This is a genomic window from Rathayibacter oskolensis (genome assembly GCF_900177245.1).
Taxonomy (GTDB): Bacteria; Actinomycetota; Actinomycetes; order Actinomycetales; family Microbacteriaceae; genus Rathayibacter; species Rathayibacter oskolensis.
This window is the reverse complement of sequence record NZ_FXBM01000002.1, coordinates 583415-609302: the sequence shown is the minus strand read 5'-3', so window position 1 is coordinate 609302 and position 25888 is coordinate 583415. Positions and strand designations below refer to the sequence as shown.

Below are 25888 nucleotides of genomic sequence, written 5' to 3'. Positions count from 1 at the left end.
TCCCTGGGTCGCGAGCAGAGGCAGGACGACGATGACCACAGACGACGAGAAGCACACGATCCGCGACGAGTTCCAAGACGCCGTGAACATGACCGTGAAGCAGATCGAGGACTGGCTGGCGAAGGACGAGTCCAAGGAGGTCGGCCAGAAGCCGGCAAGCGGAGGCGAGTCCACCGGCCACGAGAGCGGCCGCCGCATCGTCGACATCCTCGGCACCAAGCAGGCCGACCTCACCGATGACGACTACGCGCACATGAAGAAGGTCACGGCGTACGTGGCCCGGCACTCGAAGCAGCGGCCGTCGGGCGACGTGACGGAGACGAAGTGGCGGTACTCGCTGATGAACTGGGGGAACGACCCGCTCAAGAAGTGAACTGGACACAACACCGCACACTTCGCGCCGTCGCGGAACGGCACGAACCCGCAGTTCGGGGTCCTACGGATGCGGGAAACGCACGCGTCCCTGCATTCTTCTCGCGATTCGTCCGTCGCTGACCACGCCATTGCAGCTGTGCGGCACGTGGCGGCCGGGCACAAAAACCAACCAATGAAGCTTCCTCAGGCTTCGTCGGCCTGCACGACCAGTTGCAGGTCCAAGAACGTCGCTAACGCGCACACGGCGAGGCATCGAAGCGCAGTCGGCGGGCCGCTCGCCGGCACACCAAGATGGAGAGGTGCAAATTCTTGAGGTCGTTGCCGCAGTCATCTCCGACGGGAACCTGATTCTCGCGGGTCGCCGGCGGCCCGAGAAGGCAGCCGGCGGCCAGTGGGAGTTCCCTGGCGGAAAGATTGAGCCTGGCGAGAAACCCAAGCGGGCGCTCGAACGCGAGATTCTGGAAGAGCTTGCGATTCGCGTGAGAATCGGCGGAATGCTTAGCAGCGACGATACCGCCGTGGACGGCCGAATTATTCGCTTGAGCTGCTGGTGGGCTAGTCTCTGCGATCGACCTCCAGTGGCGAGTACAGATCATGATGAACTCCGCTGGCTGACGCGAGCGGATCTATCTGCGTTGAACTGGGCGCCGCCTGACCTGCCCGCCGTGCGCAAGCTCACGCAGGCGAATCCACAACAGCGAAGCCATCCTCAGATCTGACCGCAAGCAATATGCCTAAGCTAGAAATCAACTCAATCAAATCTGCTTCGGGCCGACTGGGAAGTAATATCATAGGAATAGCTGGGAGCTGGTTCCGTCGTGCCAGATTCGCGTAATCAAGAACCTGACCAATTGCCATGCGCACGAATGGTCGAGCAGTTGACTTTTTTGCTTCGACAATCCAGGTTGTGGCAGGAACGTAGAAATCAGGACTTACGAATCCAACGCCCACATTCAGGCCGATCCGTTCTGGAGGCGTTCCAGAACGCTCCAACCAAGCACCAAAATCAGCTTGCAGGAGAAATTCGGTCCTAGTGATGGATCGAACCTCGCCGGCTTCGCCAGTAGTCGCATAGAACGCATCGGAAGATTCCGGCTCAACCCATTTATACCGCCTGACCCCTTCCCCTCCTGTCGCCGGGATGATCGCAAGAGACGAGACGTCGGCATCAACGGGCACAAGATTGAAAATGAGAGCTTGGCGCGGCTTCTTATCTCCGGCCGAAATGGTCTCGTATTGGTACTTCGGATCGCCGTTCGTGAAGGCGCCGAGGTACGTTACCCGTGGGCCCTTTGCATAGAAAAGGCGGATAGTTTGACCCAGGTCCTCCGCATCGCGAAGCAGGCGATTACCGTGAGTAAACTCTTGATCTCCTTCAGGCCCTTCGCCAGTGTACGCGTATGAACCATCAGGGCGGGGACCTTCATGCTGGTCGTACCCATAGGAGGCCCCCTCCGCTGGATTTGTGAACGCAAAGATATCCGAGGCCGAGGACGAAACGGTGATTCCGCGCTGCGACCTGCCGCCGAACGCACGTAGCAGGGAGGCTCGCCGCACCGTAGCTCCGACGACTAAATCGAAACGCCGTGGCGACTGCGGCGGAACCGGGTTTCTTGCCGCGAACTCCGAGTACGCGCCCTTAGAAAACGACCATTCCTCACGAAGCTCTGACGCTCCAAAAAAGTCGAAGAACCGCTCAAAGGCATCGGCCCGAGAAATGTTCAATTCGAGCGTGAGATCTTCTACTGTGAGAACGGGCACTTAATGACATTAGGAGAATGCGCGTCGCTTATGGCGAGCATCGCTCATGATTGATCTTTTTCGCCGAAGGCTGCCGACTAGTCATTGCGAAAGCGTGCGTCAATTGGCCAAGCAATCAGTCAATGCCACGTTCGCCGCCGCCCGATCGCTTGCACCGATCGCCAGCCCGTACCCGCTCACCACCCCCACGAACTGCTCCACGTACCCGCACTGCAGCTCCCGCTCCGGCGGCAGCCACTCCCCTGGCCCGGCGTCGCTCTTCGACTGGTTCGTCTCCTCCGAGGCCGCGACGAGGTTCGCCGGGTCGTTCGCGAAGGCGAGGCGCTGCTCGTCGGTCCAGGCCCAGGCGCCGTGGTGCCAGGCCCAGCCGAGGGCGACGACGTGGTCGATCTGGACGAGGCGGGAGGTGTCGGAGCCGGAGACGAACGACACTGCTGTGCCGTCGTAGGGGTCGATCAAGAGGCCCGAGCGGACCTTGCAGTCGCGGGTGCCGGGCTTGAACACTGGATCGAGGAGGTCGCGGCCGAGGATGTCGTTGCGGGTGTCGCAGCCGTTGCGGTCGACGTCGGACCACGCCTGGCCGAAGAGGTCGCGGTCGTAGGGGATGTCGGCGAAGCCATCGTCTTTCGGGATCGACGCGAGGGCGGCGAGGGCCTCGGCGGCGGAGCCGACAGCAGCAGCAGGCGAAGCGGCAGTAGTGGCGGTCGGTGAAGCGACAGGCGAATCGGGCGCAGAAGCAACAGCCTCGGAGGGAGATGCCGGTGCTGTCCCGATAGCACCCGGCGCGCCGACCGTTTCGCCGACTCCGACCACGGCGAACGCGACAGCTGCAGCAGCCACCGCGGCGACGACGAACGCCCACCAGGGCGCCCGCCGACGCACGACTCGCGCCGGCACCCTACCGCGGAGCACCGGGGGCGCCACGCGCCGCAACGCTCCCGGGCGGGGCGGCGGAGGCGCTCCCACCACTAGATCCCCGAGTCGCCTTCAGGTGCGACCACGGGCTCCGACGCAGAGCGCGCCCCATCCCACAGCCGGATCGCCGCGCGCGGCACCGGACCGACGACGTCGACCCGCCACACCAGATCCACCGGCGCCCCCGTCGCGCCCTCGTACGGCACCACGTGGATCGGCGCGGCCGGGTCGAACCGCAGCCGCTCCTGCAGCCGCGACGGCGCCACGAGGAAGCTCGTCACGCGCTCGTGGTACCGCTCCCCCACCTGCAGCTCGGTCAGCACGGTGGCGCTCACCGGGGTCATCGGGTCGGCGCGGGTCAGCGACTCGAGCAGGAAGTCGTCCCACGGGAGGTCGAGCTCGACGCCGTCGTAGTCCTCGGGGCGGCGCAGGGCGTTCAGAGGATTCACACCCATCGGCCGCACGCGCGGGCGGGCGATCGACTCCTCGTCGCGCTGAACGGAGGCGACGATGTCGGCCAGGCGCGGGGCGGCGATCCGCGTGAGCAGGGACTCGTCGTCCAACGCACGCAGCAGCATCCGGCGCGTGTGGTTCGACGAATGCGGGAGGTCCTCGTCGAGGGCCGAGAGCCCGAAGCCCTGGCCGGCTCCGTAGTCGGCGGCCATCTCCTGAACCAACGCCTCGAAGGCCTCGTGACGCCAGCCGCGGCGGACGAGCTTCGACGTCATCGCGGCGCGCATGCGGGCGACGGCGGCGGTCTCCTCGCCGCTGACGGTGGCGAGGCGCACGGCGAAGGGCATGTGGCCGCGTTCGACGTCGAAGGTCTCGTGCTGCGTCCACACCTCGGGCACGTGCCACGGGCGGTGGATCGCCTTCGACAGCAGGACCAGCCAGTCCACGGCCTGGCGGTGCACCGAGCGGAGGCGCGCGGCCTCCTCACGGGCACGCCTGGCACTCGCTCCGTAGTGGGCGAGGCGCGTGCGCTCGACCTCGATGCGGCGCTCGAAGCGCGACCAGCCGGCGTGGTAGCGGACGAGCGAGACGAGCGTGATGAACAGCGCCGCGCCTCCGAGACCCAGGAGCACCCACTGCAGCACCGATGTGATCAGGCCCGGTTCGAACGAGCCGGAGTCGCGCGCGGCGTAGTCGTTGACGAACCAGATGCCGACTCCCACGGCGAGCGCCAGGGCGACGACGGTGACCCAGCCGACGAGCATCGAGCGGTGGAAGTCGCGGCGCAGGGCCAGGAGCTCTCCGGGGCGCTGCGGACGGATCGCGTCGATCTCGCCGACGAGGTAGGAGACCTCGTCCTCGGCGCGGCGACGCTCGCCGGCGATGCGGTCGAGGAACCGCCAGACGAAGGACGAGCTCTGCGTGCCGGCCCAGAGGTCGTACTCGGCGAGGGCCTGGAGGCGGCCGGAGCGGCGGGCCTCGGGGTCCACAGGGGGCACGACAGGCTCCTCCGCGGGGACCTCGATGCGCACCACGCCGGGCTCGGCGGCGGACTCGACGAGGGACTCCTGGGCGGGCGGGTCGAACGCGTCGGCCCCGACAGGCACCGGCTCGGCGACAGGCACCTCCGCGGCAACCGACGCCTCCCCCGCCGTCACCCAGTTCTGCAGCTGCACCCGCGGATCCGCGAGCGCCAGCGCGTACCAGTCGACCCGAGCGGGGAACCCCGGCGGCACGTCGTGCCCCGACGACTCCCACGGCCCGTCGGGCAGGGCGAGGACGTCGCCCACCCGGCCGAACACCGGCACGGCACCCTCCACGGGCGCGAAGCCGGCGTCGCGCAGGTCGGCGCTGCCGTCGAGCGCGCCGAACACGAGCTGGCGCAGGCCCGCCCACAGCTGGGGCGTCGTGCGCACGTGCGCCATCGCGGCGGGGGCTCCGGCCTCGACGCGGGCACGGCCCTCGTCGTCGCGGAGACGGTCGAGATCGGCCAGCAGCAGCCGGTCGCGCACATCGAGCACCTCGTCGAACGAGGAGCCGACGACCGCGGAGCCCTCGGAGGTGTGCAGGGCGCGGGTCATCGAGCGGTTGGCGCTCGACGACAGCCAGCGGGCGCTCCAGCGCGGCATCTGCACGAGCTTGCCGGCAGAGAACGCGAAGAAGCGGCCGATCTGCGCGAAGAAGCCGATGCGGGCGGGCTCCGGCACGTCGAGCGCACCGGCGGAGTCGTAGGTGAGCGCGCCGCCGTCGAGGCGCAGGGCGCCCTCGACCATGCGGTCGACGTAGCCGCCGATCTGGGCGTCGTCGATGAATGCGGTGCCGGGCGGCGGCGGGCTCACGCTGGGGTCGATCAGCAGGGAGTCGGGGCGGGCCGCGTTCTGCAGCACGCCGGCGGCGACGCGGCGGCCGAGCGACTCCGTGAGCACCGCGTTGAGGAACACGCGCGAGATCCAGACGGAGTCGCCTCCGTCGGATTCCCGCGAGAACAGCTCGACGCTGCCGTCGGTCACGCCGTTCCAGAGCCCGGCGACGCTCGCCAGGTGGGTGAGGGTGAAGCCGGTGAAGCGCTCGTCGTCGCGCACGAAGGCGTCGCCCGACCACGGGCTCGAGCGGTCCTCGGGCGAGGCGATGACCACGAAGCCGTGCTCGTGCGCCTCCACCCGCTCGCGCAGCTGGAAGGCGGTCGGCGCGCAGATCAGGGTCACCCGGCGCAGCTCGGTGGTCTGGTCGGCGAGGGTCGCGGAGGGGTTCGGCAGCGGCATCGAGGTGCGCACCCAGCGGCTGACGAGATCGGCGACCGCGTCCTGGGCCTCGTCCCTCTCGCGCTCGGGCAGGGCCGAGCGGAGGGTGACCAGTCGCACCAGGCCGAGCTGCTCCTCCGCGAGCGCCTCGAAGAGGTCGACCGAGATCGCGACCGACTCGAGGTCGGCGCCCACCCCGAGCACGACGGCCTCGATCTGCGGAGGCGCGTAGGCCGAGGTCTTCACGTGCTCGGGCAGCACCCAGAGGGCCTGCCCGAGCAGGCCGGTCTTCGTCCACTGCGCCGCGAGCTCGAGCAGGGTCTCGCCCTGCGCGCCGCTGGGCAGCAGGACGATCGCCGCCTTGCCGTCGGGCCAGAAGCCGTCGGGCCGGGATCCGTCAGCCATGCTCACACTCCGGTGTCGCGGGGCCCGGTCGACAGCACCGACGAGACGAGCCCGCGGATCGCCTCCTGGAACTGGTCGCGCATCTCCCAGGTGACCGGGTAGTCGTAGACCGAGACCATCTCGTCCTGCTGCACGATGTCGCTGTCGAACCGGGCCAGCTCGTTCGTGAGGTAGGCCTGCACGGCGGCCCGGCGCGACGCGAGGTCGCCGTCGGCGGTGCCCGCGCGGGACTCCTCCGGGACCGGCGCGCCGGTGGGCAGCACGCCGCTCTGCAGCCACTCGGCCAGCTCGGTGTCGTCGTCGCGCCGACCGAGGGCGATCAGCACGCGGTAGGCGGCGAGCGGCGCGAGAGTGCCCTCGACGTTGCAGAGGGCCATCGCGATCGCGAGCGACTGCAGGACGACTCCGGGGAAGTCGGCGGCGCGCGCGTTGCGCTCGCTCAGCAGCGGGTGCGGGAAGTCGGCGAAGGAGCGGGTCGACGGGTCCCAGACCGAGAGCTTGGGGCCCTTCTCGCCCTGCGACGAGTCGACGGCGAGGCGGCCGAGAGCCTTGGCGACGTACCAGCCGCGGATCATCGACGCGATCGCCCGCGGGTCGGCGGGGATGCTCTCGCCGAGCAGGCGCGCGCGCTTGAACTTCCAGAACGCCTCGCGGCTGTCCTGGGTGTTCGACTGCGCGAGCCAGCCACGGGCGATCGGCTCCATCACCGAGTCCATGACGATCGGCTGGTAGGGGAAGCCCGACATCGCGAAGACCTCGATGCCGTCGACCTTCTGGTCCTGGAACCACGACTCGCTGGTCGCGTCGTCCCAGACGCCCATCTGCCCGAGGACGCCCTTGGTGACCTCGTACATCTCGGTGCCCGCGCGGAACGGGATCGAGCTGAACACCAGTGAGGTGTCCTGGTTGATCGCCTTGCCGTGCACGGCGCGCAGCAGCGCCGGGTTCAGCTTCACCAGCGGCTCGCTCGCGCCGAGGGCGGCCTGGAGCTGCTCGCGGTAGCGGTCGCGCCGGGCGGCGAAGACGTCAGGGGGCAGGATCTCGGAGTCGAAGAAGCCGAGCAGGTCCTCGCCGATGTAGGCGGCGAAGGGGGTGCCGTCGCGCTTCATCCACGCGCGGGCCCGCGTGATGTAGGTCTCGGGGTCGGTGGCGAGCTCGAAGGAGGCGCGCTGCGCGGGGTTCGCGACGGCCGGGTCGGCGGTGACGGTCGGCCGCCACGTGCGCGGGTTGCCGACGAGCGACCAGGCGCCCGCCTCCGACTCGGTGTCGGGGCTGACCCCGACGAGCTGGTCGGTGAGCACCCGCAGCACGGCGTCCTGGTACTTGGCGTCGCCGTCGACGGAGGCGCGCACCAGCTTCTCGAACTCGCCTGGGTACTTCTCGGGCTCGACGAGCATCCGCTCGTTCGGCGCCGGGTTGTACTTGCGCGGCACGGTGGCGTCGACGCGGCGCGGCCAGAAGTCGTAGGCGTTCTCGCGGTCGTCGCTGGTCTTGCGCGAGTGCACGCGCTGGAGCAGTGCGGTGCGGGAGCCGTCGAGGTAGTCGGCGAGCGGACCGAGGAAGGTCTCGCGCAGCTCGGCGAGCAGGGCCCACGCGGAGTCGCGCAGCGCCGCCTCGGAGGACCACTCGAGCGCCTGCCCGAGCCGCTGGATCGCGAACTGCACCGCCTCCTGATCGGGGCGGATCGACTGCTGGTTGGCGGCGGTGCGCAGCTCGTCCGAGACGAGCGAGCTGAGCGTGCCCACCCACTCCTCGTGCTGGCGCGCCTCGACGCGCAGGGCGTCGACGGTGCCCTTGAGGCCGCGCTCGAGGCGGCGGAGCATCGCGACGACGACCGGCAGACCGTCCTGCGCGACGTAGCGCGAGACGGTCTCGAGGATGTGGCCGGGCATGGTGCGCGTCCACTCGTCGAGGCGCTGCTGGCGCGCCTCGCGGTCGCGCTGGAGCAGGCGCGGGGCGGCGCGGGTGTACTCGTTGACCAGGCGGTCGGTCCAGGTGGTGATGTCGGTGCCGCCCTGGCGGTCGAGCGACTCGGGGCGGCTCAGCTCGTCATCGGCGGTGCGCTGCAGCTCGGCCTTGATCAGGTCGAGAGTGGCGGTGTCGCGCAGCGCGTCGGTGACGTCGTTGTGCTCGGCGGTCTCCTCGTTCAGGCGCAGCTCGCGGAGGAAGCGCTGGTACTCGCTGTCGGCCGACTTCTCGATGTACTCGCGCTCGGTCATCCGCTCGAACTGCGGATCCTCCTCGGCGTGCGCGAACAGCATCCGGTCGATCGCCGAGCGGGCGAAGCGCTCGGCCGAGTACTCGAGGAACCGCTCGCGGCCGAGGGTGACGCGGCCGAAGCCGATCGAGGAGAAGGGCGGCGAGTGGTGCGCGGGGCTCATCAGCCCGGAGTTGTCGGGCAGCACGTTCGCGGCCGAGCGCGCCTGCCAGTTGCCCGAGGAGTAGGCGATCATGTCGTCCTGCACGCGCTCGTCGATCATCCACGCGGTGAGGCTGGTGGCGACGGCGTCGTAGACGGCGTTCTGGTCCTCGAAGGTGACCTTGCTGTTGCTGCGGCCGACGATGAAGGGGTAGGCGGCGCCGACCCGGTCCATCGCGGCGCCGTACGAGGGCGCGACGCCCTTGGTGCGCAGCAGCTCGAGGGTCGCCGGCGACGGAGTGTCGGTCCAGAAGCCGTTCATGGTCTCGGAGATCGAGGCGAGCGCATTGCCGGGCATGCCGGCGGTGACGTTCAGCTGGTCGAAGACGTCGGGCGCGTAGAGCATGCTGAAGAACTGGTTCGACCACGGGTACTGCTTGGCGGTCGACTTGACGATCTCGATGATGTCGAGGAACTGCCCGGCCCCCGAGCCGCCGGCGACCGACGAGATCACGATGACGATCGGGCTGCCGTCGCCGCCGTCGTCTCGGGCGCGCAGGCGCTGGCCCAGCGTCTGCAGCTCGGCGAGCGCCTCCGCGTCGTTCATGCGGCCGATCGCGATGCGCGCGGCCTGCGCGATCTCCTTCGTCGCGGCGAGCGCGACCGCGCGGCCGACGGCGCGGTACTGGCCCGCGCCCTTGGTGACGTCGACCTTGACCAGGCTCGGGTCGGGCAGCTGGCGCTCGATGTCGTGGCGCATCGCGTTGTTCGTCGCGTGCGCGCTCGTGATCGAGCCGTGCACGATGTCGAACGTCGCCGCCGTGCTGACGAGGCCGCGGTAGTCCTGGCGCGGCAGGAACGGCGCCTGGTACTCCATGCCGTCCTGGACGGTGGGGGTGTCGAAGTGCAGGAAGCGCCAGGCGGCCGGGATCCCGCCCTCCCAGCCCAGCTGCTGGAGCTTGAGCTCGAGCTGGTACTTGATGCCGCGGAGGGTCTTGCCGCCGGAGCCGCCGACTCCGATGAGGAGGAAGGGTTTGAGCATGAGGATCTGCTTTCGTCGTGTCGCTGAGGGAGTCGCTGTCAGCGACCGCGGGGCGGAGGGGTTCGGGGGCCGGAGCGGCCGGGCGGCGGGGGCGGCGGCGCGCCTCCGGGCCGTGGCGGGGGCGGCGAGCTCGGTCGGCCGGGAGCACCGCCCGGTCGCGGCGGCGGGGTGCCGGGCCGCGGGGGCGAGCCCGGACGGGAGGGGGCGGACGACGCGCCGACGCGCGGTGGGACGCCGTCGCGGGGCTCGGTGCGCGGCGGCTCCTTCGGCTCGGGCCGGCTCGCAGCCCGCTCGCGGCGGAGGGTGTCGACGGTGACCCAGGCGGGCGCGCCGGAGTCGCGGAGCAGGTCGTCGAGGCGGCGCTCGTACTGCGCCTCGTCGTCGCGGTCGACACGGTGGTAGAGCACCGCGGTGGCGCGGACGGGGTCCTCGCTCCGGGGCCGGTCGAGCTCGTGCTCGGGGACGACGATCGCCCAGAAGGAGTCGAGCGGGAGGGCCGAGAACGCCACTCCGCCGCTCGGCAGCGGCCGCCCGGCCGAGGTGCTGCGGGTGCCGGTGCGGGAGGCGACCACCACGCCGTTCGCGGGCGGACCGACCCGGTAGCTCGGCGCCTTCAGCGGCCACCACGGCACGTGCGCGCGGAGGCGCCCGAGCTCGGCGTCGGGCAGCTCGCGCACCCCGGTCTCGCTGCGGAGGTAGCGGAAGCGCTCGTCGAGGCGACCGGCCGTCGGCGCCGGGCGCACCGCCTCCGGGGTGATCTCGACCGGGATCGTGCCGCGCTGGAACGAACCCTCCATCGCGATCCGCGTGGTGCGGCGGTTGAAGAGCCAGAGCAGGAGGAGCGGGAGCAGCACCCCGAGCAGGAGCAGCACCAGCGAGACCAGCCCGATCGCGGCCGCGTTCACGGGGAAGGTCGAGGGGAACGAGAGCGCGATCGTCTGCGGCGCGCTGCTGCCGGTGGCGGTGCGGATGTCGAGCGGGAGGGCGGCGGTGACCGAGGAGTAGGCGGCGACGGGGTTCTCGGCGGTGACCGTGAGGGCGGTGGTCGCACCCGGCTCGGCGAAGACGCAGGTACCCGGCGCGAGGACGTCGCCGTCGACCGCGAAGGTCCAGATCCAGCTGTCGGAGCGATCGGCGTTGTCGCTCGTCACGGTCGGCGGCTCGGTCAGGCAGACCTGGCCGCCGCCGCCGCTCGACGGTCCCTGGATCGCGAGGGTCCCCTCCGCCCGGCCCTCGGCCCCGGTGAGCTCGCTCAGAGCGAGCGGTGACGAGACGCTGGGGAACTCGGCCGGCAGGACGGTGGTGATGCTCTGCTGCGTGGTGACGGGCGCGAGGGCGACCTGGTGCGGCGCGGTGGTCAGCGGGTCGACGGAGGCGGTCACGAGGATCTCGGAGGCGGTCACGTCGGCGGGCAGCGGGAGGGTGATCACTCCGGATGCCTCGTCGATGCGCGCGTCGGGCAGCGCGGCGGTGCTGCCGTCGGCGGTCGAGGTCGCCGTGAAGACGGCCTGGTCGAAGACCGAGAGGTCGGCCGGCGAGCCGTCGGCGTGCTCGACGCGGGCGGTCAGGCTCGCCGCGAGGGAGCCGTCGGCCGCGCGCTCGACCTGGTTGGCGTCGTCGAAGACGATCCGCAGATCGGAGAAGTAGAAGACGCTGTCGGCGCCGGTGAGCGTCCACTGCCCCCGCAGCTCCGGGCGGTCGACGGCGAGCTCGACGAGCTGCGCGCCGGAGGAGCCGCTGACCTGCACCTCGGGGGACGCCGCGGTCAGGGTGCCGAGTCCGGAGCCGGCGGGGGGCTGCAGCGTCCAGTCGCTCTCGGTGACCACGGCCTGCACCCTCGAGACGCCGCCGTCGATCCAGAAGGTGCCGTCGGCCGCGAGGCCCTGCTGGGATCCGCCGGCGATCCGAGACCCGAGCTCGAGGAACACGGAGGCGAGCGCCGCCGGATCGGAGGCGTCGACGACGGCGCCGCGGACCGAGCCCTCGGGGGCCGTCGCCGGTCCGCAGGTGGCGGTGCCGCCTCCGTAGGTGCCGCTGCCCTCGACCAGCGGCCACATCACCCGCGCCTGCTCGCGCTGCTCGCCGTCGGCGAGGAGGGTGCCGATCACGACGACTCCGGCCTGGCGGAGCGCCGCGAGCACGCCGAAGCCGCCCGGCTCGTCGCCGTCGGGGTCGATGCGCGCGCCGCAGAGCGCGTTGGTGGCATCCGCGGTGGCCTGCGCCGAGCCGAGGTCGATCTCGCCGTCGGTCAGCCAGACGACGAGCTGGCAGGCGGAGCCGGCGCTCGGCTGGCTCTGCAGCGCGGACTGCACTCCCTGGAGCCCCGCGAGCCAGTTCGTGCCGCCGCCGGGGGTCTTCGCGCGGATGGTGTCGGCGAGCGCCGCCGGGCTGTCGCCCGTCCACGGACGCCAGTCGACCGCGGACTCGAACGCGCGGCTGAAGAACGCGGCCCCCCAGTTGACGGTCAGGTCGTCGCGGAGGCCGCCGAGCTCGGCGAGGCTGCCCGCGAGGATGTCGGCGCGGGCGACATCGGGGTCGGAGCCGCGGCCGTCCTCGCCCCCGGTGTTCAGCGATCCGGAGTTGTCGACGAGGTAGTAGACGTTGAGCACGTCGGAGGAGGAGAGGCAGGTGCGGAGATCCTCGATGGCGCCGCGGCCGATGTCGGTGAGGGAGGCGGAGGGGGCCGCGGTGGTCTGCGCCTGTGCCGCCGCTCCGAACCCCAGGACGAGGAGGAGCGCGGCGAGGACCACCGCGAGCACGCGGCGGATCACGTGCCCAGCCATTCGGAGACCGGGACGCTGATGTTCAGCACGTGCCACGCACCGAGGAGGAGGGCGGCGCCGGAGAGCCACAGGAGTGCGCGAGTGAGCCGCGGGTCGGGAGCGAAGTGCCGGGCGTCGCGGAGGGTGCTCGCGCGCTGGCTCGACAGGTCCCAGCCGGCCGCGAGGAAGACGAGGAGCGGGGTCAGCAGGTAGCCGACGACGCTCATCCACACCGCCGTGCCGCGGACCAGGGGCAGCGAGAGGCCGAGGATTCGCACCGGCGCGGCGGCCGTGGAGGCGGCGAGAATGGCCAGCGCGAGGCTCGCCACGAGGCCCGCCGCGCCCAGCACGAGAGGCAGGGGGCTGGCGGTCCGGCGGGCGACGGGAGCCCGGTTGCGCACGGTCGACACCGCTCCACCCTCCGCTGTCGCAGCTGAACGCTCCCTGTTGGGGGCGGCTGCTTCAGTATGCAGAACCCTCCGCGAGGGGCCAAACCCTCGGGAGCCCGCCGCCTCGCAGTGCCCGAGCGGCGTCGACTGGTTGACTGGGGGGATGGAGATCATCGTCGCCGTCGTGGGCCTGCTCGGCGGACTGCTCGTCGCGATCGCGGCGGTCGTCGTGGTCGTGGTGGGCCGACGCCGCGCGAAGCCCGCCTCCCTGGTCGACGTCGAGGTGCTGCTCTCGCACGCGGGCGACGACTGGTGGCGGGTGTCCGCGACGGTGCGGAACCTCGGCCGGACCGATCTGGACGCCGAGACCTTCCTCGACGGGCGACCGATCGAGATCACTCTGGGCGGCGCTCAGGCGGCGGAGTGGTACGGCACCGAGCCCCGCGCGGCCGAGTGGTCGCTCGGCTCCGGCGACACCCTGCTCCTCGCGCCCTCGCTCCTCCCGCGCGGCGTCGGCGTCGGCGCGACGGTCGTCGTCCGCGGTCGACCCGAGGTGCGCATCGAGGCGCCGCTGCGCTACATCCCCGTTCGCGAGAACGTCGTCGAGACGCAGGGGACCGCATCCGGCCGGGGCGGACCGAGCGAGTCCGCCTCCCCCCGCCCGCCGGCGCCGCAGCGCGTGGTCGACGCGCCGCTGACCCCCCGGCCCGAGCGCGAGAGCGTGCTGCGCGGCGGCTTCGGGATGTTCGCGGCGATGATCGCGGGAGTGCTCGGGGCCGTGGTGACCGCGACGGGACTCGCCCTGTCGATGGCGGACGTGTCCGACGGCGGGATCGGCGCGGTGGGCATCGTGCTGATCGCGACGGCCCTGATCGGCCTGGTCGGCACGCTGACGCTGCGGCTCTTCCGCCGCGCGTTCGAGCCGCCCGCGCTCTGGCGGACGCCCCGGGAGCGGCTGATGCGGCCCGGCACGATCATCGTGCTCGTGCTCGCCTACACCGGGCTGGCGCTGTTCTGCCTCGAGTTCCTGATCCAGGGCACCTCCGGAGAGACCACCTGGGTCGCCGGGGCGGGAGTGCTGCTGCTGTTCGCGGCGCTGCTCGCCACGTTCCTGGTCGGCTTCCTCCGCCTGGTCGTCCTGATCGGCGTGCGCCGGCGCTCGGCCTGATCCACGTCAGCGGCGCGGGGGCGCCGTGGACTCGCGGACGACGAGGGTCGTCGCGAGCTCGATGCGGTGCGAGATCGGGGCGATCCCGTCGTGCATCCGGATCAGCGTCTCGACGGCCAGGCGCCCGATGTCGTGCATCGGAGTGTGCACGGTCGACAGCAGCGGGGCGGTGGGCAGCACGGCGAAGGTGTCGTCGTAGCCCATGACGCTGAGGTCGTCGGGGACCCTCCGACCCGCCGCCGTCGCGGCGCGGATCGCCTGGAACGCGTCGATGTCGTTGGTGGCGACGACGGCGGTCGGCGGATCGGCGAGCTCGAGGAGCCCGGGCACGATCCGCTCGGCGCTCGCCATGCCGTGCTCCGAGACGAGGGCCGGATCCTCCGCGATGCCGGCGGCGGCGAGCGCCTCGCGGTAGCCGCCGTAGCGGGCCCGCAGACCGGGATTGCGGGCGTCGCCGCCGACGAAGGCGATCCTCCGGTGCCCGAGCGCGACCAGGTGCTCTGTCGACTGCTGGCCGCCGACCCAGTGGTTCGAGCCGACGCTCACGACGGAGGGGTCGAGCGGGTTCGGCGCGTCGACCGCGACGAGCGGGAGGCCGGTCTCGGCGCAGGCGGCGACGATGCCGGCGTCGATCGCGGTGGTGACGGCGAGGATCCCGAGGTGCCCCTTCGCCGCCACGGAGCGGACGAAGGCGCGGTCGAAGCGCAGTCCCTCCTCGGCGGACGTGCCCGGAGTGAGGACGCCGGTGACGACGTCGACCCGCTCGCTCTGCGCTCCCCCGACGACGCCCTCGAGCACGCGCAGCGAGTAGAGGCTCAGGAGGGTGTCGAAGACGACCGTGATCCCGCCGCCGATCCGGGAGGCCCGGGTGCTCGGCGAGTAGCCGAGCTCGCGGAGGGACTGCTCGACCCGGGCGCGCGTCGCGGGGGACGCGCCGGGGCGGCCGTTGAGCACCTTCGACGCGGTCGCCTTCGAGACGCCGGCGTGCGCAGCGACCGCGTCGAGGGTGACGCGGGTGTCGGGGGTGCGAGCCACGGGGGCCTTCCGGTCGGGAGTGTGCGTCGACCCTAGCTGAAACTGTTTCGTCGCGGGACGGCAGCGGATCCCCCCGTCCTGGTTGCGAATGCGGCATCCCGCCTCCTACTCTGAGCGCACCTGCGAAACTGCAGGAAACTGTTTCGGAAGGCTCCTCGCATGCCCTACACCCCGCCCCAGGTGCTCTTCGGAGCCGCGTACTACCACGAGTACCAGCCGACTACCCGACTCCGGCAGGACTTCGAGGAGATGGCGGCGGCCGGCTTCACCGTCATCCGCATCGGCGAGTCCGTCTGGTCGACCTGGGAGCCCGAGGACGACACGTTCGACCTCGAGTGGATCACTCCGGTGCTCGACACCGCGCAGGAGTTCGGGATCGGCGTGATCCTCGGCACCCCGACCTACGCGATCCCGCCGTGGCTCCAGCGCCGCTACCCCGAGATCAACGTCGAGATCGCCACGGGCAGGCCGTTCGGCTGGGGCATGCGGCAGGAGATCGACGTCGCGCACGCCGCCTTCCGCTTCCACGTCGAGCGCGTCGTCCGGAGGATCCTCGAACGCCACGCCGAGCACCCCTCGATCATCGGGTTCCAGGTCGACAACGAGCCCGGCGCCTGGCAGATCTTCAACCACCAGGCCTTCGAGCGCTTCCGCGACCACCTCCGGCACAGCTACGGGACCGTCGACCGCCTCAACGAGGAGTGGGGCCTCACCTACTGGTCGCACCGCCTCACCGACTGGAGCGACCTCTGGCGCCCCGACGCCAACTTCCTCCCGCAGTACGACCTCGCCTGGCGCCTGTTCCAGGCGGATCTGCTCACCGAGTACATGCGCTGGCAGACCGGCATCGTCGAGGAGTACGCGGGAGAGCGCTTCGTGATGACCTGCATGTCGTACTCGCGGCCGACCCTCCGCGACGACGCCATCGGCGCGATGATGACCGTCACCGCGGGCAATCCCTACTACAAGGCGCAGGACTCGCTCGCACTGCCCGACACCGAGACGAAGCCGCAGACCTGGTGGACGCAAGGCACCTGGGCGCTCTACCACTCTGCCGACTGGATGTACGGGACGCGGCACGAGCCGTTCCTGGTGACCGAGGTGGGCGCGCAGTCGATCGGCTTCTCGTCGATGAACAACCCCGGCTACCCCGGCCAGCGCCGCCAGGGGGTCTGGGCGCTGATCAGCCGCGGCGCGCAGATGATCGAGTACTGGCACTGGCACACGCTGCACTTCGGCCCCGAGACCTACTGGGGAGGCGTGCTCCCGCACTCGCAGAAGCCCGGCCGCACCTACCGCGAGATCGCCGCGATCGGCGCCGAGCTCGGCGAGCTGGGCGACCGGATCGTCGGCCTCGCGCCCGACGCGCAGGTCGGCGTCCTCTACGACCACGCGTCGAAGTGGACCCTCGAGCGCTTCGGTCCGCTCGGCGGCCCCGACGGGATGCCGGTGCCCGACTCCTACTCGCCGCTGGTGGAGGCGTTCGTGCGCGGCGCGTTCGACGCCGGCCTCCAGACGCGGCTGTTCCACGCGAGCGGCCTGCTCGAGCACGACCCGGCGACGGTGGCGGCCGAGCAGCCGGTCTTCGTGGTGTCGGCCTACTACGCCGCCGACGACGCGGTGCTCGCCTGGCTGCTCGCCTACGCCGAGGCGGGCGGCCACCTCGTGCTCGGCCCGCGCACCGGGTACGCCGACACCCAGGCTCGCGCGCGCCTCGAGGTCGCTCCGGGAGGCGGTCTCGCGGCGGCGGCCGGCGCCTGGTACGACGAGTACACCAACCCCGAGCAGCCGGTGCCGGTGCTCGCGGTCGAGGTCGACGGCCTGCCGCCTCTCGTGGTGCCCTCCGGCGCGGGGGTCACCTCGTGGATCGAGGACTACGAGGTCACGGAGGCGAGCGTCCTCGCCCGCTACGACCACCCGTTCCACGGGGACTACGCGGCCGTGACCACCCGCGCGCACGGAGCCGGCCGCGTCTCGACCGTGGGCGGCCTGCCCGACCCGCGCTTCGCCTCCGCCGTGCTCTCGTGGGCCGGCGAGGTCGCCGGTCTCTCGCCGTGGCGACCGGAGGCCGGGAGCGTGCGGGTCCACTCCGCCGTCAACGCCCGCGGCGAGCGCCTGCACGTGGTGCAGAACTGGTCGTGGGAGCCGGCGTCGGTCGCCGTCCCGTTCGCGGCCGAGGATCTGCACTCGGGTGAGGCGCTCGCCTCCGGATCGCTGCTCGCGCTCGGCGCGTGGGATGTGCGGGTGCTGGTGACGGCGGCCTGACGCCTCCGGGCGGTGCGGTCAGCGCCGCGGAGCGGGGGGCGCCTCGACGAGGGCTTCGGCCCAGCCGTCATCGGGCTCGGCCTCCCGCTCGGCGCGCTTCGGCCTGTCCCGCCCGAACGCCGCCACGACCAGGACGCTCAGCAGCGCCAGTGCCGCCGTCGCGAACGCCGGCGCGGCCTGCGAGAGCGCCTGCCGCACGATGATCTCGGTCGGGACCGTCGGCGAATCGCCCTGCCACTGGTTCGGCAGCAGGAGGATGATCACCGGGATCGCGAGCACGACGGCGCACAGGAGCAGCTCGACGGCGACCGCGGCTCCCCACCACACTCGGGCGCGGGTCATGGGCGCTGCGCCCGGAGCGCCTGGGCCACGACGGCCGCGCTGAGCGACAGCAGACCGACGGTCAGGGCCGGCGTCGAGGTGTACTGCAGCACGAGCCGGAGGTACTGCTCGGGGTCCACGCCGTCGACGTAGGTGGTGTAGCCGAACTCGCTGTTCGTCGCCCACCAGAGCGCGATCGAACCGAATGGGACGAGCACGGCGCCGATGATCGCCAGAGTGATCGGGACGCGGCGGCCGAGGGTCGGGGCCGGCAGCGCGAGCGTCACCTCGACCTCGTCGGTCGGGGGGACGAGGGCGGGCGCGGGCTCGGAGCGCACCGCGCGGCGATCGCGGAGCACGGGGATCTCGGCCCGGGGCTCTCCGCGCATCTCGCGGCCGGGCTCGCCGCGGCGCGGACGGCGGAAGCGCTCCTCGGCCCGCGTCAGCCGCTCGGGCGCCGGGCCCTCATAGCCGCGCTGGTACGCCGCGTGGTAGCGCGGATCCGTCTCGGTCGTCTCGGGCATGCATCTCCCGCCTCGTGCGTTCGAGCTCTCATCCTGTCGCAGGCGCGCCACTCTCGAGAACGTTGATGTCAAGTGCAGGAACCGGAGGCCTCCCATGCAGGAAGCTTCGAGAGGATCCACTCGTACTCCCCCGCCGCAATCCCCACCCCTCGAGAACGGCCCGGCCATGATCCTGCTCCGCACCCACTCCAACCGCTGGATCGCGCGCGCCCGGCGCGCCGGTGTCGCCCTCGGCCTGATCACCTTCGCCGCCGATCTGCCGCGACCGGTCTTCAAGACCGTCCGCCTCGAGGTCGAGACCGGTGAGCGCATCCTGCTGCGCGACTCCGACTCGCTCGAGGAGGCGTTCGCGGTGCTGATCGCGGGGGTCGAGCGCGCCCGGCTGGCCGCCGAGCAGGCTCCGGCCGACGAGACGATTCCGGCCGCCGAGACGCCGACGGCGACCGACCCCGTCGAGGAGTCGATCGCCGCCTAGCGTCCGCGCTGCAGCGGGCCCGGTCAGGGGGTGGTGACTCCGCGGGTGGTCGAGGTCTCCGACTCCTCGCGGAACATCCGCTCGGCCTCCTCGCCGCCGACGGCCTCGCCGCGGGCGACCATCCCGGCCTGATCCGACAGCGGCACCTGCTTGAGGAAGATCGCGAGCACCAGAGCGATCAGGATGAACGGGATGAGGTACCAGAACACCGGCGCGAGCGAATCCGCGTAGGCGGCCACGACTCCGTCCTGCACCGACTGCGGGAGCGTGTCGAGAGTCTGCGGATCGAGGGTCGCCGCCGAGGCGCCCGCCGCGGAGTCGCCGGCCCCGGCGAAGACTGCCGTCAGCTTCTCGGTGAGGGAGTTGGTGAAGATCGTGCCGAAGATGGCGACTCCCAGGGCCGCCCCCACCTCACGGAAGTAGTTGTTCGAGCTGGTCGCGGTACCGATCTGCTCGACCGGGACCGCGTTCTGCACGACCAGGACGACGACCTGCATGATCAGGCCGAGTCCGGCGCCGAAGAAGAGGAGGTAGACGCAGATCAGCCAGATCGGGGTGTCGGCCGCGAGCGTGGTCATGGCCGTCATCGCGAGCGCGGTGAGGATCGTGCCGACGATCGGGTAGATCTTGTACTTCCCCGTGCGGGTGATCAGCAGACCCGACGCGATCGACGTGCCCATCAGGCCCACCATCATCGGCAGCATCAGCAGACCGGAGACGGCGGCCGAGGTGCCCGACGCCATCTGCAGGAACGTCGGCAGGAACGCGATCGCCGAGAACATGCCGAGCCCCAGCGTCAGGCCGATGGCGGTCGCGTTCACGAAGATCGGGTTGCGGAACAGGCTCAGCGGGATGATCGGGTCGTCGGCGCGCGACTCCACCCAGACGAAGCCCGCGACGGCGACCACGAAACCGGCGCCGAGGAGCCAGGTCAGCGGGTCGCCCCAGCCGTACTCGGCGTCGCCGCCGAAGTCGGTGAAGAAGATGAGCAGGGTGGTCGCGGCCGAGAGCAGGACGACTCCGGGGATGTCGATCCGCTTCTGCGCCCTCTTGCTGGGCAGGGTGAGCGCGAACCAGGCGATCGCGAAGGCCGCGATGCCGACGGGGATGTTGATGTAGAACGCCCACTGCCAGGTCAGGTGGTCGACGAAGAGACCGCCGAGGAGGGGGCCGGCGATGGCCGAGAGGCCGAAGACGGCGCCGAGCGGGCCGAGGTACTTGCCGCGCTGGTTGGCCGGGACGATGTCGGCGATGATCGCCTGCGACAGGATCATGAGCCCGCCGCCGCCGAGGCCCTGGAGCGCGCGGAAGACGACGAAGCTCCAGAAGTCGCCGGCGAAGGCGCAGCCGACGGAGGCGAGGGTGAACAGCGCGATCGCGATCAGGAAGAGGTTGCGCCTGCCGAGCACGTCGCCGAACTTGCCGTAGATCGGCATGACGATCGTGGTGGCGAGGAGGTAGGCGGTCGTGATCCAGGCCTGGTGCTCGACTCCGCCGAGCTGGCCGACGATCGTCGGCATCGCCGTGGAGACGATGGTCTGGTCGAGGCTCGAGAGCAGCATGCCGGCGATGAGCGCCGAGAAGATGATCCAGATCCTGCGCTGCGTGAGCAGGAGCGGCTTCGGTGGGGCGGTCGTGGTCATCGGTCCTTCTCGGGGTCGGGGGCGGGGGCGGCTTCGGAGGCGGAGGGTCGGGGCGCGGCGCTGACGAGCGATCGCGCCTGGTCGAGACGCTCGCGGAGGATCTGCTCGAACCGGTCGGCGGCGTCGGTCGCGAGCGACTCCTCCACCGCGACGCGCGCGAGCGTGCCGACGAGCTGCACGGCGAGCCGGAGGCGGACGTCGCCCGGGTCGAGCCCCTCGCGCTCGGCGGAGAGGCGCTCGAGCAGCCGGTCGCGCTCGCTCCCCGCCCGCATCAGCGCGGAGAAGAGCTTGGGCTCCCGCTCGAGCAGGGCGAAGAGCTGCTGGGCGCGGTCGGGCGTGAGTCCGATCGCCCGGAAGTGCTCGACGGCGAGGTCGACGAGGCCGTCGAGGAGGGTGGGCGACAGGGTTCCCGGCGTGCCGCCTCCGGCCACGAACCGCGCGGCCGCCTCGCCGTCGAGCCCGTCCTCGGGCCGGCCGAGGACGGCCTGCTCCTTCGACGGGAAGTAGTTGAAGAAGGTGCGCCGCGAGACGCCGACGTCGTCGCACAGCTCGTCGATGGTGAAGCCGCCGAGCCCGCGCTCGACCGCGAGCTCGCGGGCGCGGGCAGCGAGCAGGGCTCGCCGCTCCTGCGCTCTCGCGTTTGCACTCTCACTCACAAAGTGCATTCTTGCACGATCTGTACTCTTCGTGCACCCGTGTTCCCCCCGCGAGGGAACCCGTTCTCGGCGAGGGAGCCCGGCGGGCGGGCTCCTTCGGCGCGAACGGGTTCCCCCGGCGGCGCTAGAGCGTCAGCGTGTGGGCGCCCGCGCCCAGCTCGCGGTCGGCAGCGCCGGCCGCGCGGACGACCGCGGTCGCGCCGGCGGGCACGGTCACGGCGAGATCGACGGAGTCGCCGCGGCGGTCCCAGCGCACGCTCGCGAGTCCGTGAGGGGTCTCGAGCGACGACTCCGCCCAGTCGAGGCCGGCACCGGGCTGGGGCGCGATCAGGAGGCGGGAGTAGCCGGGGTCGAGCGGTGCCAGCCCGCCGACCACGCGGTGCAGCCAGTCGGCGACGGCGCCGAGCGCGTAGTGGTTGAACGAGGTCATCTCGCCGGGGTTGATCGAGCCGTCGGGCAGCATCGAGTCCCAGCGCTCCCAGATCGTCGTCGCGCCCATCGTCACGGGGTAGAGCCACGACGGGCAGTCCTTCTGCAGGAGCAGGCGGTAGGCGGCGTCGATGTGCCCGGTCGAGGAGAGCGCGTCGGTGATGAACGGCGTGCCCGCGAATCCGGTCGAGATCGTGTAGCCGCTCTCGGCGACGAGCTCGGCGAGGCGGTCGCCCGCCCAGCCCAGCTCGTCGTCGTCGAGCAGGCCGAAGACGATCGCGAGCGAGTAGACGGTGGTGCAGTCGCTGAAGACGCGCTGGTCGGCGACGTACTGCGCGCGGAACGCCTCGCGCAGACCGGCGGCCAGGTCGGCGAACTCGCGCGCCTCCTCGTCGCGGCCGAGCACCGCGGCGCTGTCGGCGACGATGCGGGCCGTGCGGTAGGCGCAGGCCGTCGCGACGACTCCCTTGTCGGCCTTGGCATCGGCGGGCGCATCGGGAGCCGCGTCGGGGTCGAGCCAGTCTCCGAACTGGAAGCCGGTGTCCCAGACGCCGGAGGGGGACAGCTTCGAGCGCACCCGACGAGCGTGCGAGGCCATCGACTCGAACGACTCCTCGAGCACCCGGCGGTCGCCGTAGGCCTGCCAGACCGACCACGGCACCCAGGCCGCGGCGTCACTCCAGAGCGCCGTCGAGTCCATGGGAGGGAAGCTGGTCTCGGCCGCGCGGCGCTTCAGCACGTCGGGCACGACGAACGGCACGGCGCCGTCGTGGTGCTGCTGCTCGAGGGCCAGGTCGCGCAGCCAGTCGCGGAGGAAGTCCTCGGCGTCGAAGAGGTAGACGGCGGTCGGCGCGAAGGCCGCGATGTCGCCCGTCCAGCCGAGGCGCTCGTCGCGCTGGGGGCAGTCGGTCGGCACGTCGAGGAAGTTGCCGCGCATGCCGCGGACCACGTTGTCGTGCAGCTGGTCGAGGAGCGGCTCGGAGCTGCGGAAGCGGCCGATGCGGCGCAGGTCGCTGCTGACGACGACGGCCGTGAGGGCCCCCTCCGGGATCTCACCCGGCCACCCGTCGACCTCCGCGTAGCGGAACCCGTGGAAGGTGAGGGTCGGCTCGAAGACGTCGGCGCCTCCCGAGAGCGTGAAGCGGTCAGTCGCCTTCGCCTCGCGCAGCGGCCGCACGCCCAGCTCGTCGTTCTCGAGGACCTCGGCGTGACGCAGGGTCACGACGCTCCCCTCCGGCCCGGTGACCGCGACGCGGATCCAGCCGACGAGGTTCTCACCGAAGTCGACGAGCGTCCGGCCGGAGGGGCTCGTCCAGATCTTCTGCGGCGCGATCTCGGCGATCCGGCGCACGGGAGGGGCGATGTAGGGCTCGAGGATCGAGAGGTCGACCTCGACCTCGTGCACGCCGCCCCAGGCCGAGTCGTCGAAGCCCGCACGGTTCCAGCCGTGCGGCTCGCGGCGGGCGTCGATGTCCTGGCCGTCGTAGATGCTGTCGGCGGTGGTGGCGCTCGCGCCGGCCCGCCAGGAGTCGTCGGTGGCGATGATCTGCTCGAAGCCGTCGGCGAAGCGGATCCGCAGCTCGGCGAAGCCGGCGATCTCGGGGCCGTAGGGCGCTGCGCCCTCGCCCCAGGTGAGCCGGCCGCGGTACCAGCCGTCGCCGAGGGCGAGGCCCAGCGTGACGGAGTCGCCGCCGACGAGGCTCGTCACGTCGTGCTCGGAGTAGCGCAGGCGCCACTCGTAGCTCGTCCAGCCCGGGGTGAAGAGCTCGTCCGAGACGGGCTCGCCGTCGAGGGTGGCCTCGACGATCCCGAGCGCCGAGAGGGCGAGGGTCGCCGAGGCGACGTCTCCGTGCCCGGTCTCGAGCGGGGTCTCGCGGCGGAGGAGGGGGGCTGCGCCGCCGAGCGCGTCGTCGGCGGCCAGGAAGCGGGCGGTCCAGTCGGTCATCGTCGTCCTTCTGCGTGGTGTGCGGTGTGGTCGTGGAGAGGGTCGGAGGGGAGGGAGTGGCGCTCGATCGGCGCGCTCGAGGAGCGGACCCGCAGTACGGGATCCACCTGGAAGTGGACCGCCTCCGTGCGCCCGCCGAGGCGCTCGAGCAGGAGGCGCACCGCGCGATCGCCGAGCTCCTCGCCGAACTGGTCGACGGTGGTCAGCGAGATGCCGGGATGAGCGGCGACCTCGATGTCGTCGTAGCCGACGATCGAGAGCTGGGTCGAGGAGAGCCCCGCGTCGGCCCGCGCCCACAGCGCGTCGAGGGCGAGGGAGTCGTTGCCCGCGAAGAGCGCGGTGGGCCGGTCGACCGACCGGAACAGCTCCAGCATCCGGACGCGGGTGTCGTCGGTGAGCGGGTCGAGGTGGATCACCTGCACCTCGTCCCCGAGCCCGGCCTCGCGCATCCGGTGCTCGTACCGCACGAGCCGGACGGAGTGGGGGGCGCCGGGCACCCGGCCGGTGACCTGCTCGCTCACGGTGAGGTGCGCGATGCGGCGGTGGCCGAGGGTGAAGAGGTGGTCCATGATCCGGTCGGTGCCCGCGACGTCGTCGTTGGTGACGGTGTCGTAGCCGGCGGAGTCGTCGTGACGCCCGAGCATCACGATGGGGGTGCGTGCGGCGAGACGCTCGAGCCAGGACGGCTCGACCATGGGCGAGACGGCGATCAGGCCGTCGACCTGGCGGTCGACGAGCGCCTCGATCGCGCGGAACCCCTCGCCCGAGTCGCTCTGCGCCGGCGCCACGATCAGCTGGTAGCGGCTGCCCTCGAGCGCGGCGCTCGCTCCCGTGACGATGCGGTTGAAGAAGGCGTTGCCGAGGCTCGGTATCTCGACGCCGATCGAGAAGCTGGAGCCGCGCATCGCCCGCGCCGCGACGCTCGGACGGTAGTCGAGCTCGGCGATCGCGGCCGTGACGCGCTCGCGCATCGACGGACTCACTCCGTAGGCGTTGCGGATCACCTTCGAGACCGCGGCGCGGGAGACGCCGGCCCGCAGGGCGACGTCCTGGATCGTCGCGGGGCCTGTGGTGCCGCTGTCGATCGAGCTCATCGCCGCCGCCTCCTGTGCCTCGGTGGGCGGGACAAGAGCCCCGCTGTCGCGTTGCCGCGCTCGTCACTGTAACGGTTCAACCTCGATCGTGTAGATCGGTCCACGAATTTCCGTAGATCGATTGACACGTTTCACGAGACCGACGTAGGTTCTCCCTGAGTCGGCCCGCAGCCGTCCCGAACGGCACGCCGGGCTCGACCACCCGGGCACCCCCCGCAACAACGAAGTTGTCCCTACATGGAGGTATTGATGTCGTTCCGACAGAACCGGCGAGCCCTGCTCGCCCTCGGCGCAGGAGGAGCGGCCCTCGCTCTCGCGCTCACCGGCTGCAGCACCGGCGGAGGCGGAGGCGGCGATTCCGCCGACGGCTCCTCGCTCAGCGTCCTCATCGACAACCAGACGGCGACCGTCGAGCTCTGGGACGCGCTGAAGGCGGCCTTCGAGGAGGAGAACCCCGACATCACCCTCGACATCGAGACCCGCCCGCAGGGCAGCGAGGGCGACAACCTCGTCAAGACCCGCCTGGCGACCGGCGAGATGAGCGACGTGTTCGCCTACAACTCCGGCTCGCTGTTCCAGGCGCTCAACCCCGACCAGAACCTCGCGCCGCTCTCGGACGAGGCGTGGGTCGACTCGCTCGACGAGGGCTTCCGCACCGTCGTCTCGTCGGAGTCGGACCTCTACGGCGTCCCGCTCGGCCAGGCCATGGGCGGCGCGGTCCTCTACAACAAGGACGTCTACAGCAGCCTCGGCCTGACGGTGCCGAAGACCTGGGACGAGTTCATCGCCAACAGCGAGGCGATCAAGGCGGCGGGCGACGTCGCGCCGATCATCCAGACCTACGGCGACACCTGGACCTCGCAGCTCTTCGTGCTGGGCGACTTCGCCAACGTGCTCGAGGACGACCCGGACTGGGCCGAGAAGTACACCGCCAACGAGGCTAAGTACGTCGACGAGCCGGCCCTCGCGGGCTTCGACCACCTCCAGCAGGTGGCCGAGTCGGGCCTCGTCAACGAGGACTTCGCTTCTGCGACCTACGACGACGGCGTGCGGATGGTCGCGACCGGCGAGGGCGCGCAGTACCCGATGCTGACCTTCGCGGCCGGCCCGCTGATCCAGAACTACCCGGAGGCGCTCGACACGGTCGGGCTGTTCCCGCTCCCCGGCGACTCCGCCGACTCGAACCCGCTGACCGTGTGGCAGCCGAACGCGGTCTACGTCGCGAAGTCGACCGAGGGCGCGGCCCTCGAGAGCGCGAAGAAGCTGATGGCCTTCCTCGTGACGCCCGAGAGCTGCGACATCCAGAGCGAGATCGCCGCACCCCAGGGTCCGTTCGTCGTCGACGGCTGCACGCTGCCGGACGACGTGCCCGCGCTGGTCTCGGACATGCAGCCCTACTTCGACAGCGGCGACACCGGTCTCGCGCTCGAGTTCCTCTCGCCGATCAAGGGACCGGCGCTCGAGCAGATCACCGTCGCGGTGGGCTCGGGGATCACCCCGGCCGCCGAGGGCGCTGCGCAGTACGACGACGACGTGACCAAGCAGGCTCAGCAGCTCGGCCTCGACGGCTGGTGAGCATCCCCGGTGGGGGCGGCCTCGCGGTCGCCCCCACCCCCTTCACGTCCACGGTCC

General features: G+C 71.3%; 19 protein-coding genes. 6 read left to right on the top strand and 13 right to left on the bottom strand.

Features of this window, described 5'->3' with window-relative positions; translation table 11 throughout:
• Window positions 1-31: 31 nt before the first annotated feature.
• Complete coding sequence (locus B9Y99_RS11895) at window positions 32-373, top strand: DUF3140 domain-containing protein (protein ID WP_085476806.1); 342 nt, start codon at window positions 32-34, stop codon at window positions 371-373.
• A gap of 301 nt (window positions 374-674) precedes the next feature.
• The gene (locus B9Y99_RS11890; RefSeq protein WP_085476805.1) at window positions 675-1094 is read left to right on the top strand and encodes a (deoxy)nucleoside triphosphate pyrophosphohydrolase; all 420 of its coding nucleotides are present in this window, start codon (window positions 675-677) and stop codon (window positions 1092-1094) included.
• Here the strand turns inward: B9Y99_RS11890 and B9Y99_RS18515 are convergent.
• From B9Y99_RS18515 to B9Y99_RS11865, 6 genes are all read right to left on the bottom strand, one after another.
• On the bottom strand, window positions 1051-2136 hold the full coding sequence (locus B9Y99_RS18515; RefSeq protein ID WP_129588015.1) for an SRA domain-containing endonuclease: 1086 nt from the start codon (window positions 2134-2136) through the stop codon (window positions 1051-1053). The two genes, B9Y99_RS11890 and B9Y99_RS18515, sit on opposite strands and share 44 nt — an antisense overlap.
• Window positions 2137-2235: 99 nt before the next feature.
• Complete coding sequence (locus B9Y99_RS11885; RefSeq protein ID WP_085477380.1) at window positions 2236-2949, bottom strand: HNH endonuclease family protein; 714 nt, start codon at window positions 2947-2949, stop codon at window positions 2236-2238.
• Window positions 2950-3104: 155 nt separating this feature from the next.
• Window positions 3105-6149 carry a hypothetical protein gene (locus B9Y99_RS11880; protein WP_085476804.1) on the bottom strand — a complete coding sequence of 1015 codons (3045 nt, stop codon included), beginning with the start codon at window positions 6147-6149 and terminating at the stop codon, window positions 3105-3107.
• A gap of 2 nt (window positions 6150-6151) precedes the next feature.
• Window positions 6152-9550 (bottom strand): tubulin-like doman-containing protein, encoded by a 3399-nt coding sequence (locus B9Y99_RS11875; protein ID WP_085476803.1) that lies wholly within the window; start codon window positions 9548-9550, stop codon window positions 6152-6154.
• A 38-nt stretch (window positions 9551-9588) separates the two neighbouring features.
• Window positions 9589-12333: a vWA domain-containing protein gene (locus tag B9Y99_RS11870; protein ID WP_129588014.1), complete on the bottom strand. Its 2745-nt coding sequence runs from the start codon at window positions 12331-12333 to the stop codon at window positions 9589-9591.
• Window positions 12318-12722, bottom strand: coding sequence for a hypothetical protein (locus B9Y99_RS11865; RefSeq protein ID WP_085476801.1), 405 nt, complete (start codon window positions 12720-12722; stop codon window positions 12318-12320). The genes B9Y99_RS11870 and B9Y99_RS11865 overlap by 16 nt, the downstream gene beginning before the upstream one ends.
• A 142-nt stretch (window positions 12723-12864) precedes the next feature.
• Between B9Y99_RS11865 and B9Y99_RS11860 the strand changes: the two genes are divergently transcribed.
• Window positions 12865-13869 (top strand): hypothetical protein, encoded by a 1005-nt coding sequence (locus B9Y99_RS11860; RefSeq protein ID WP_085476800.1) that lies wholly within the window; start codon window positions 12865-12867, stop codon window positions 13867-13869.
• A gap of 6 nt (window positions 13870-13875) precedes the next feature.
• Here the strand turns inward: B9Y99_RS11860 and B9Y99_RS11855 are convergent, their stop codons facing one another.
• Window positions 13876-14904 (bottom strand): LacI family DNA-binding transcriptional regulator, encoded by a 1029-nt coding sequence (locus B9Y99_RS11855; protein WP_085476799.1) that lies wholly within the window; start codon window positions 14902-14904, stop codon window positions 13876-13878.
• Between the two features lie 159 nt (window positions 14905-15063).
• Between B9Y99_RS11855 and B9Y99_RS11850 the strand changes: the two genes are divergently transcribed.
• Complete coding sequence (locus B9Y99_RS11850) at window positions 15064-17169, top strand: beta-galactosidase (protein WP_085476798.1); 2106 nt, start codon at window positions 15064-15066, stop codon at window positions 17167-17169.
• 18 nt (window positions 17170-17187) lie between these two features.
• Here the strand turns inward: B9Y99_RS11850 and B9Y99_RS11845 are convergent, their stop codons facing one another.
• Window positions 17188-17511 carry a hypothetical protein gene (locus B9Y99_RS11845; protein ID WP_129588013.1) on the bottom strand — a complete coding sequence of 108 codons (324 nt, stop codon included), beginning with the start codon at window positions 17509-17511 and terminating at the stop codon, window positions 17188-17190.
• Window positions 17508-18014 (bottom strand): hypothetical protein, encoded by a 507-nt coding sequence (locus tag B9Y99_RS11840; protein ID WP_085476796.1) that lies wholly within the window; start codon window positions 18012-18014, stop codon window positions 17508-17510. Before B9Y99_RS11840 ends, B9Y99_RS11845 begins: the two co-directional genes overlap by 4 nt.
• A gap of 166 nt (window positions 18015-18180) precedes the next feature.
• Between B9Y99_RS11840 and B9Y99_RS11835 the strand changes: the two genes are divergently transcribed.
• The gene (locus tag B9Y99_RS11835; RefSeq protein WP_085476795.1) at window positions 18181-18489 is read left to right on the top strand and encodes a hypothetical protein; all 309 of its coding nucleotides are present in this window, start codon (window positions 18181-18183) and stop codon (window positions 18487-18489) included.
• Between the two features lie 23 nt (window positions 18490-18512).
• On the opposite strand, the gene B9Y99_RS11830 is transcribed toward B9Y99_RS11835, so the two are convergent.
• From B9Y99_RS11830 to B9Y99_RS11815, 4 genes are all read right to left on the bottom strand, one after another.
• Window positions 18513-20132, bottom strand: a complete 1620-nt coding sequence (locus B9Y99_RS11830) for an MDR family MFS transporter (RefSeq protein ID WP_085476794.1) — start codon at window positions 20130-20132, stop codon at window positions 18513-18515.
• Entirely contained in the window at window positions 20129-20788 is a 660-nt protein-coding gene (locus B9Y99_RS11825) for a TetR family transcriptional regulator (protein ID WP_165759606.1), read from the bottom strand. The genes B9Y99_RS11830 and B9Y99_RS11825 overlap by 4 nt, the downstream gene beginning before the upstream one ends.
• A gap of 124 nt (window positions 20789-20912) precedes the next feature.
• Window positions 20913-23162, bottom strand: coding sequence for an alpha-L-rhamnosidase (locus B9Y99_RS11820; protein WP_085476792.1), 2250 nt, complete (start codon window positions 23160-23162; stop codon window positions 20913-20915).
• Window positions 23159-24256 carry a LacI family DNA-binding transcriptional regulator gene (locus tag B9Y99_RS11815; protein WP_085476791.1) on the bottom strand — a complete coding sequence of 366 codons (1098 nt, stop codon included), beginning with the start codon at window positions 24254-24256 and terminating at the stop codon, window positions 23159-23161. The genes B9Y99_RS11820 and B9Y99_RS11815 overlap by 4 nt, the downstream gene beginning before the upstream one ends.
• Window positions 24257-24505: 249 nt before the next feature.
• Between B9Y99_RS11815 and B9Y99_RS11810 the strand changes: the two genes are divergently transcribed.
• Window positions 24506-25831, top strand: a complete 1326-nt coding sequence (locus tag B9Y99_RS11810; RefSeq protein ID WP_085476790.1) for an ABC transporter substrate-binding protein — start codon at window positions 24506-24508, stop codon at window positions 25829-25831.
• Window positions 25832-25888 lie beyond the last annotated feature (57 nt).

Excerpts from the sequence above, each read along its gene's own strand:
- B9Y99_RS11810 (WP_085476790.1), top strand. The coding sequence starts at position 24,506 with ATGTCGTTCCGACAGAACCGGCGAGCCCTGCTCGCCCTCGGCGCAGGA.
- B9Y99_RS11860 (WP_085476800.1), top strand. The coding sequence starts at position 12,865 with ATGGAGATCATCGTCGCCGTCGTGGGCCTGCTCGGCGGACTGCTCGTC.
- B9Y99_RS11845 (WP_129588013.1), bottom strand. The coding sequence starts at position 17,511 with ATGACCCGCGCCCGAGTGTGGTGGGGAGCCGCGGTCGCCGTCGAGCTG.
- B9Y99_RS11840 (WP_085476796.1), bottom strand. The coding sequence starts at position 18,014 with ATGCCCGAGACGACCGAGACGGATCCGCGCTACCACGCGGCGTACCAG.
- B9Y99_RS11835 (WP_085476795.1), top strand. The coding sequence starts at position 18,181 with ATGATCCTGCTCCGCACCCACTCCAACCGCTGGATCGCGCGCGCCCGG.
- B9Y99_RS11880 (WP_085476804.1), bottom strand. The coding sequence starts at position 6,149 with ATGGCTGACGGATCCCGGCCCGACGGCTTCTGGCCCGACGGCAAGGCG.
- B9Y99_RS11870 (WP_129588014.1), bottom strand. The coding sequence starts at position 12,333 with ATGGCTGGGCACGTGATCCGCCGCGTGCTCGCGGTGGTCCTCGCCGCG.
- B9Y99_RS11820 (WP_085476792.1), bottom strand. The coding sequence starts at position 23,162 with ATGACCGACTGGACCGCCCGCTTCCTGGCCGCCGACGACGCGCTCGGC.
- B9Y99_RS11815 (WP_085476791.1), bottom strand. The coding sequence starts at position 24,256 with ATGAGCTCGATCGACAGCGGCACCACAGGCCCCGCGACGATCCAGGAC.
- B9Y99_RS11850 (WP_085476798.1), top strand. The coding sequence starts at position 15,064 with ATGCCCTACACCCCGCCCCAGGTGCTCTTCGGAGCCGCGTACTACCAC.
- B9Y99_RS11875 (WP_085476803.1), bottom strand. The coding sequence starts at position 9,550 with ATGCTCAAACCCTTCCTCCTCATCGGAGTCGGCGGCTCCGGCGGCAAG.
- B9Y99_RS11895 (WP_085476806.1), top strand. The coding sequence starts at position 32 with ATGACCACAGACGACGAGAAGCACACGATCCGCGACGAGTTCCAAGAC.
- B9Y99_RS11830 (WP_085476794.1), bottom strand. The coding sequence starts at position 20,132 with ATGACCACGACCGCCCCACCGAAGCCGCTCCTGCTCACGCAGCGCAGG.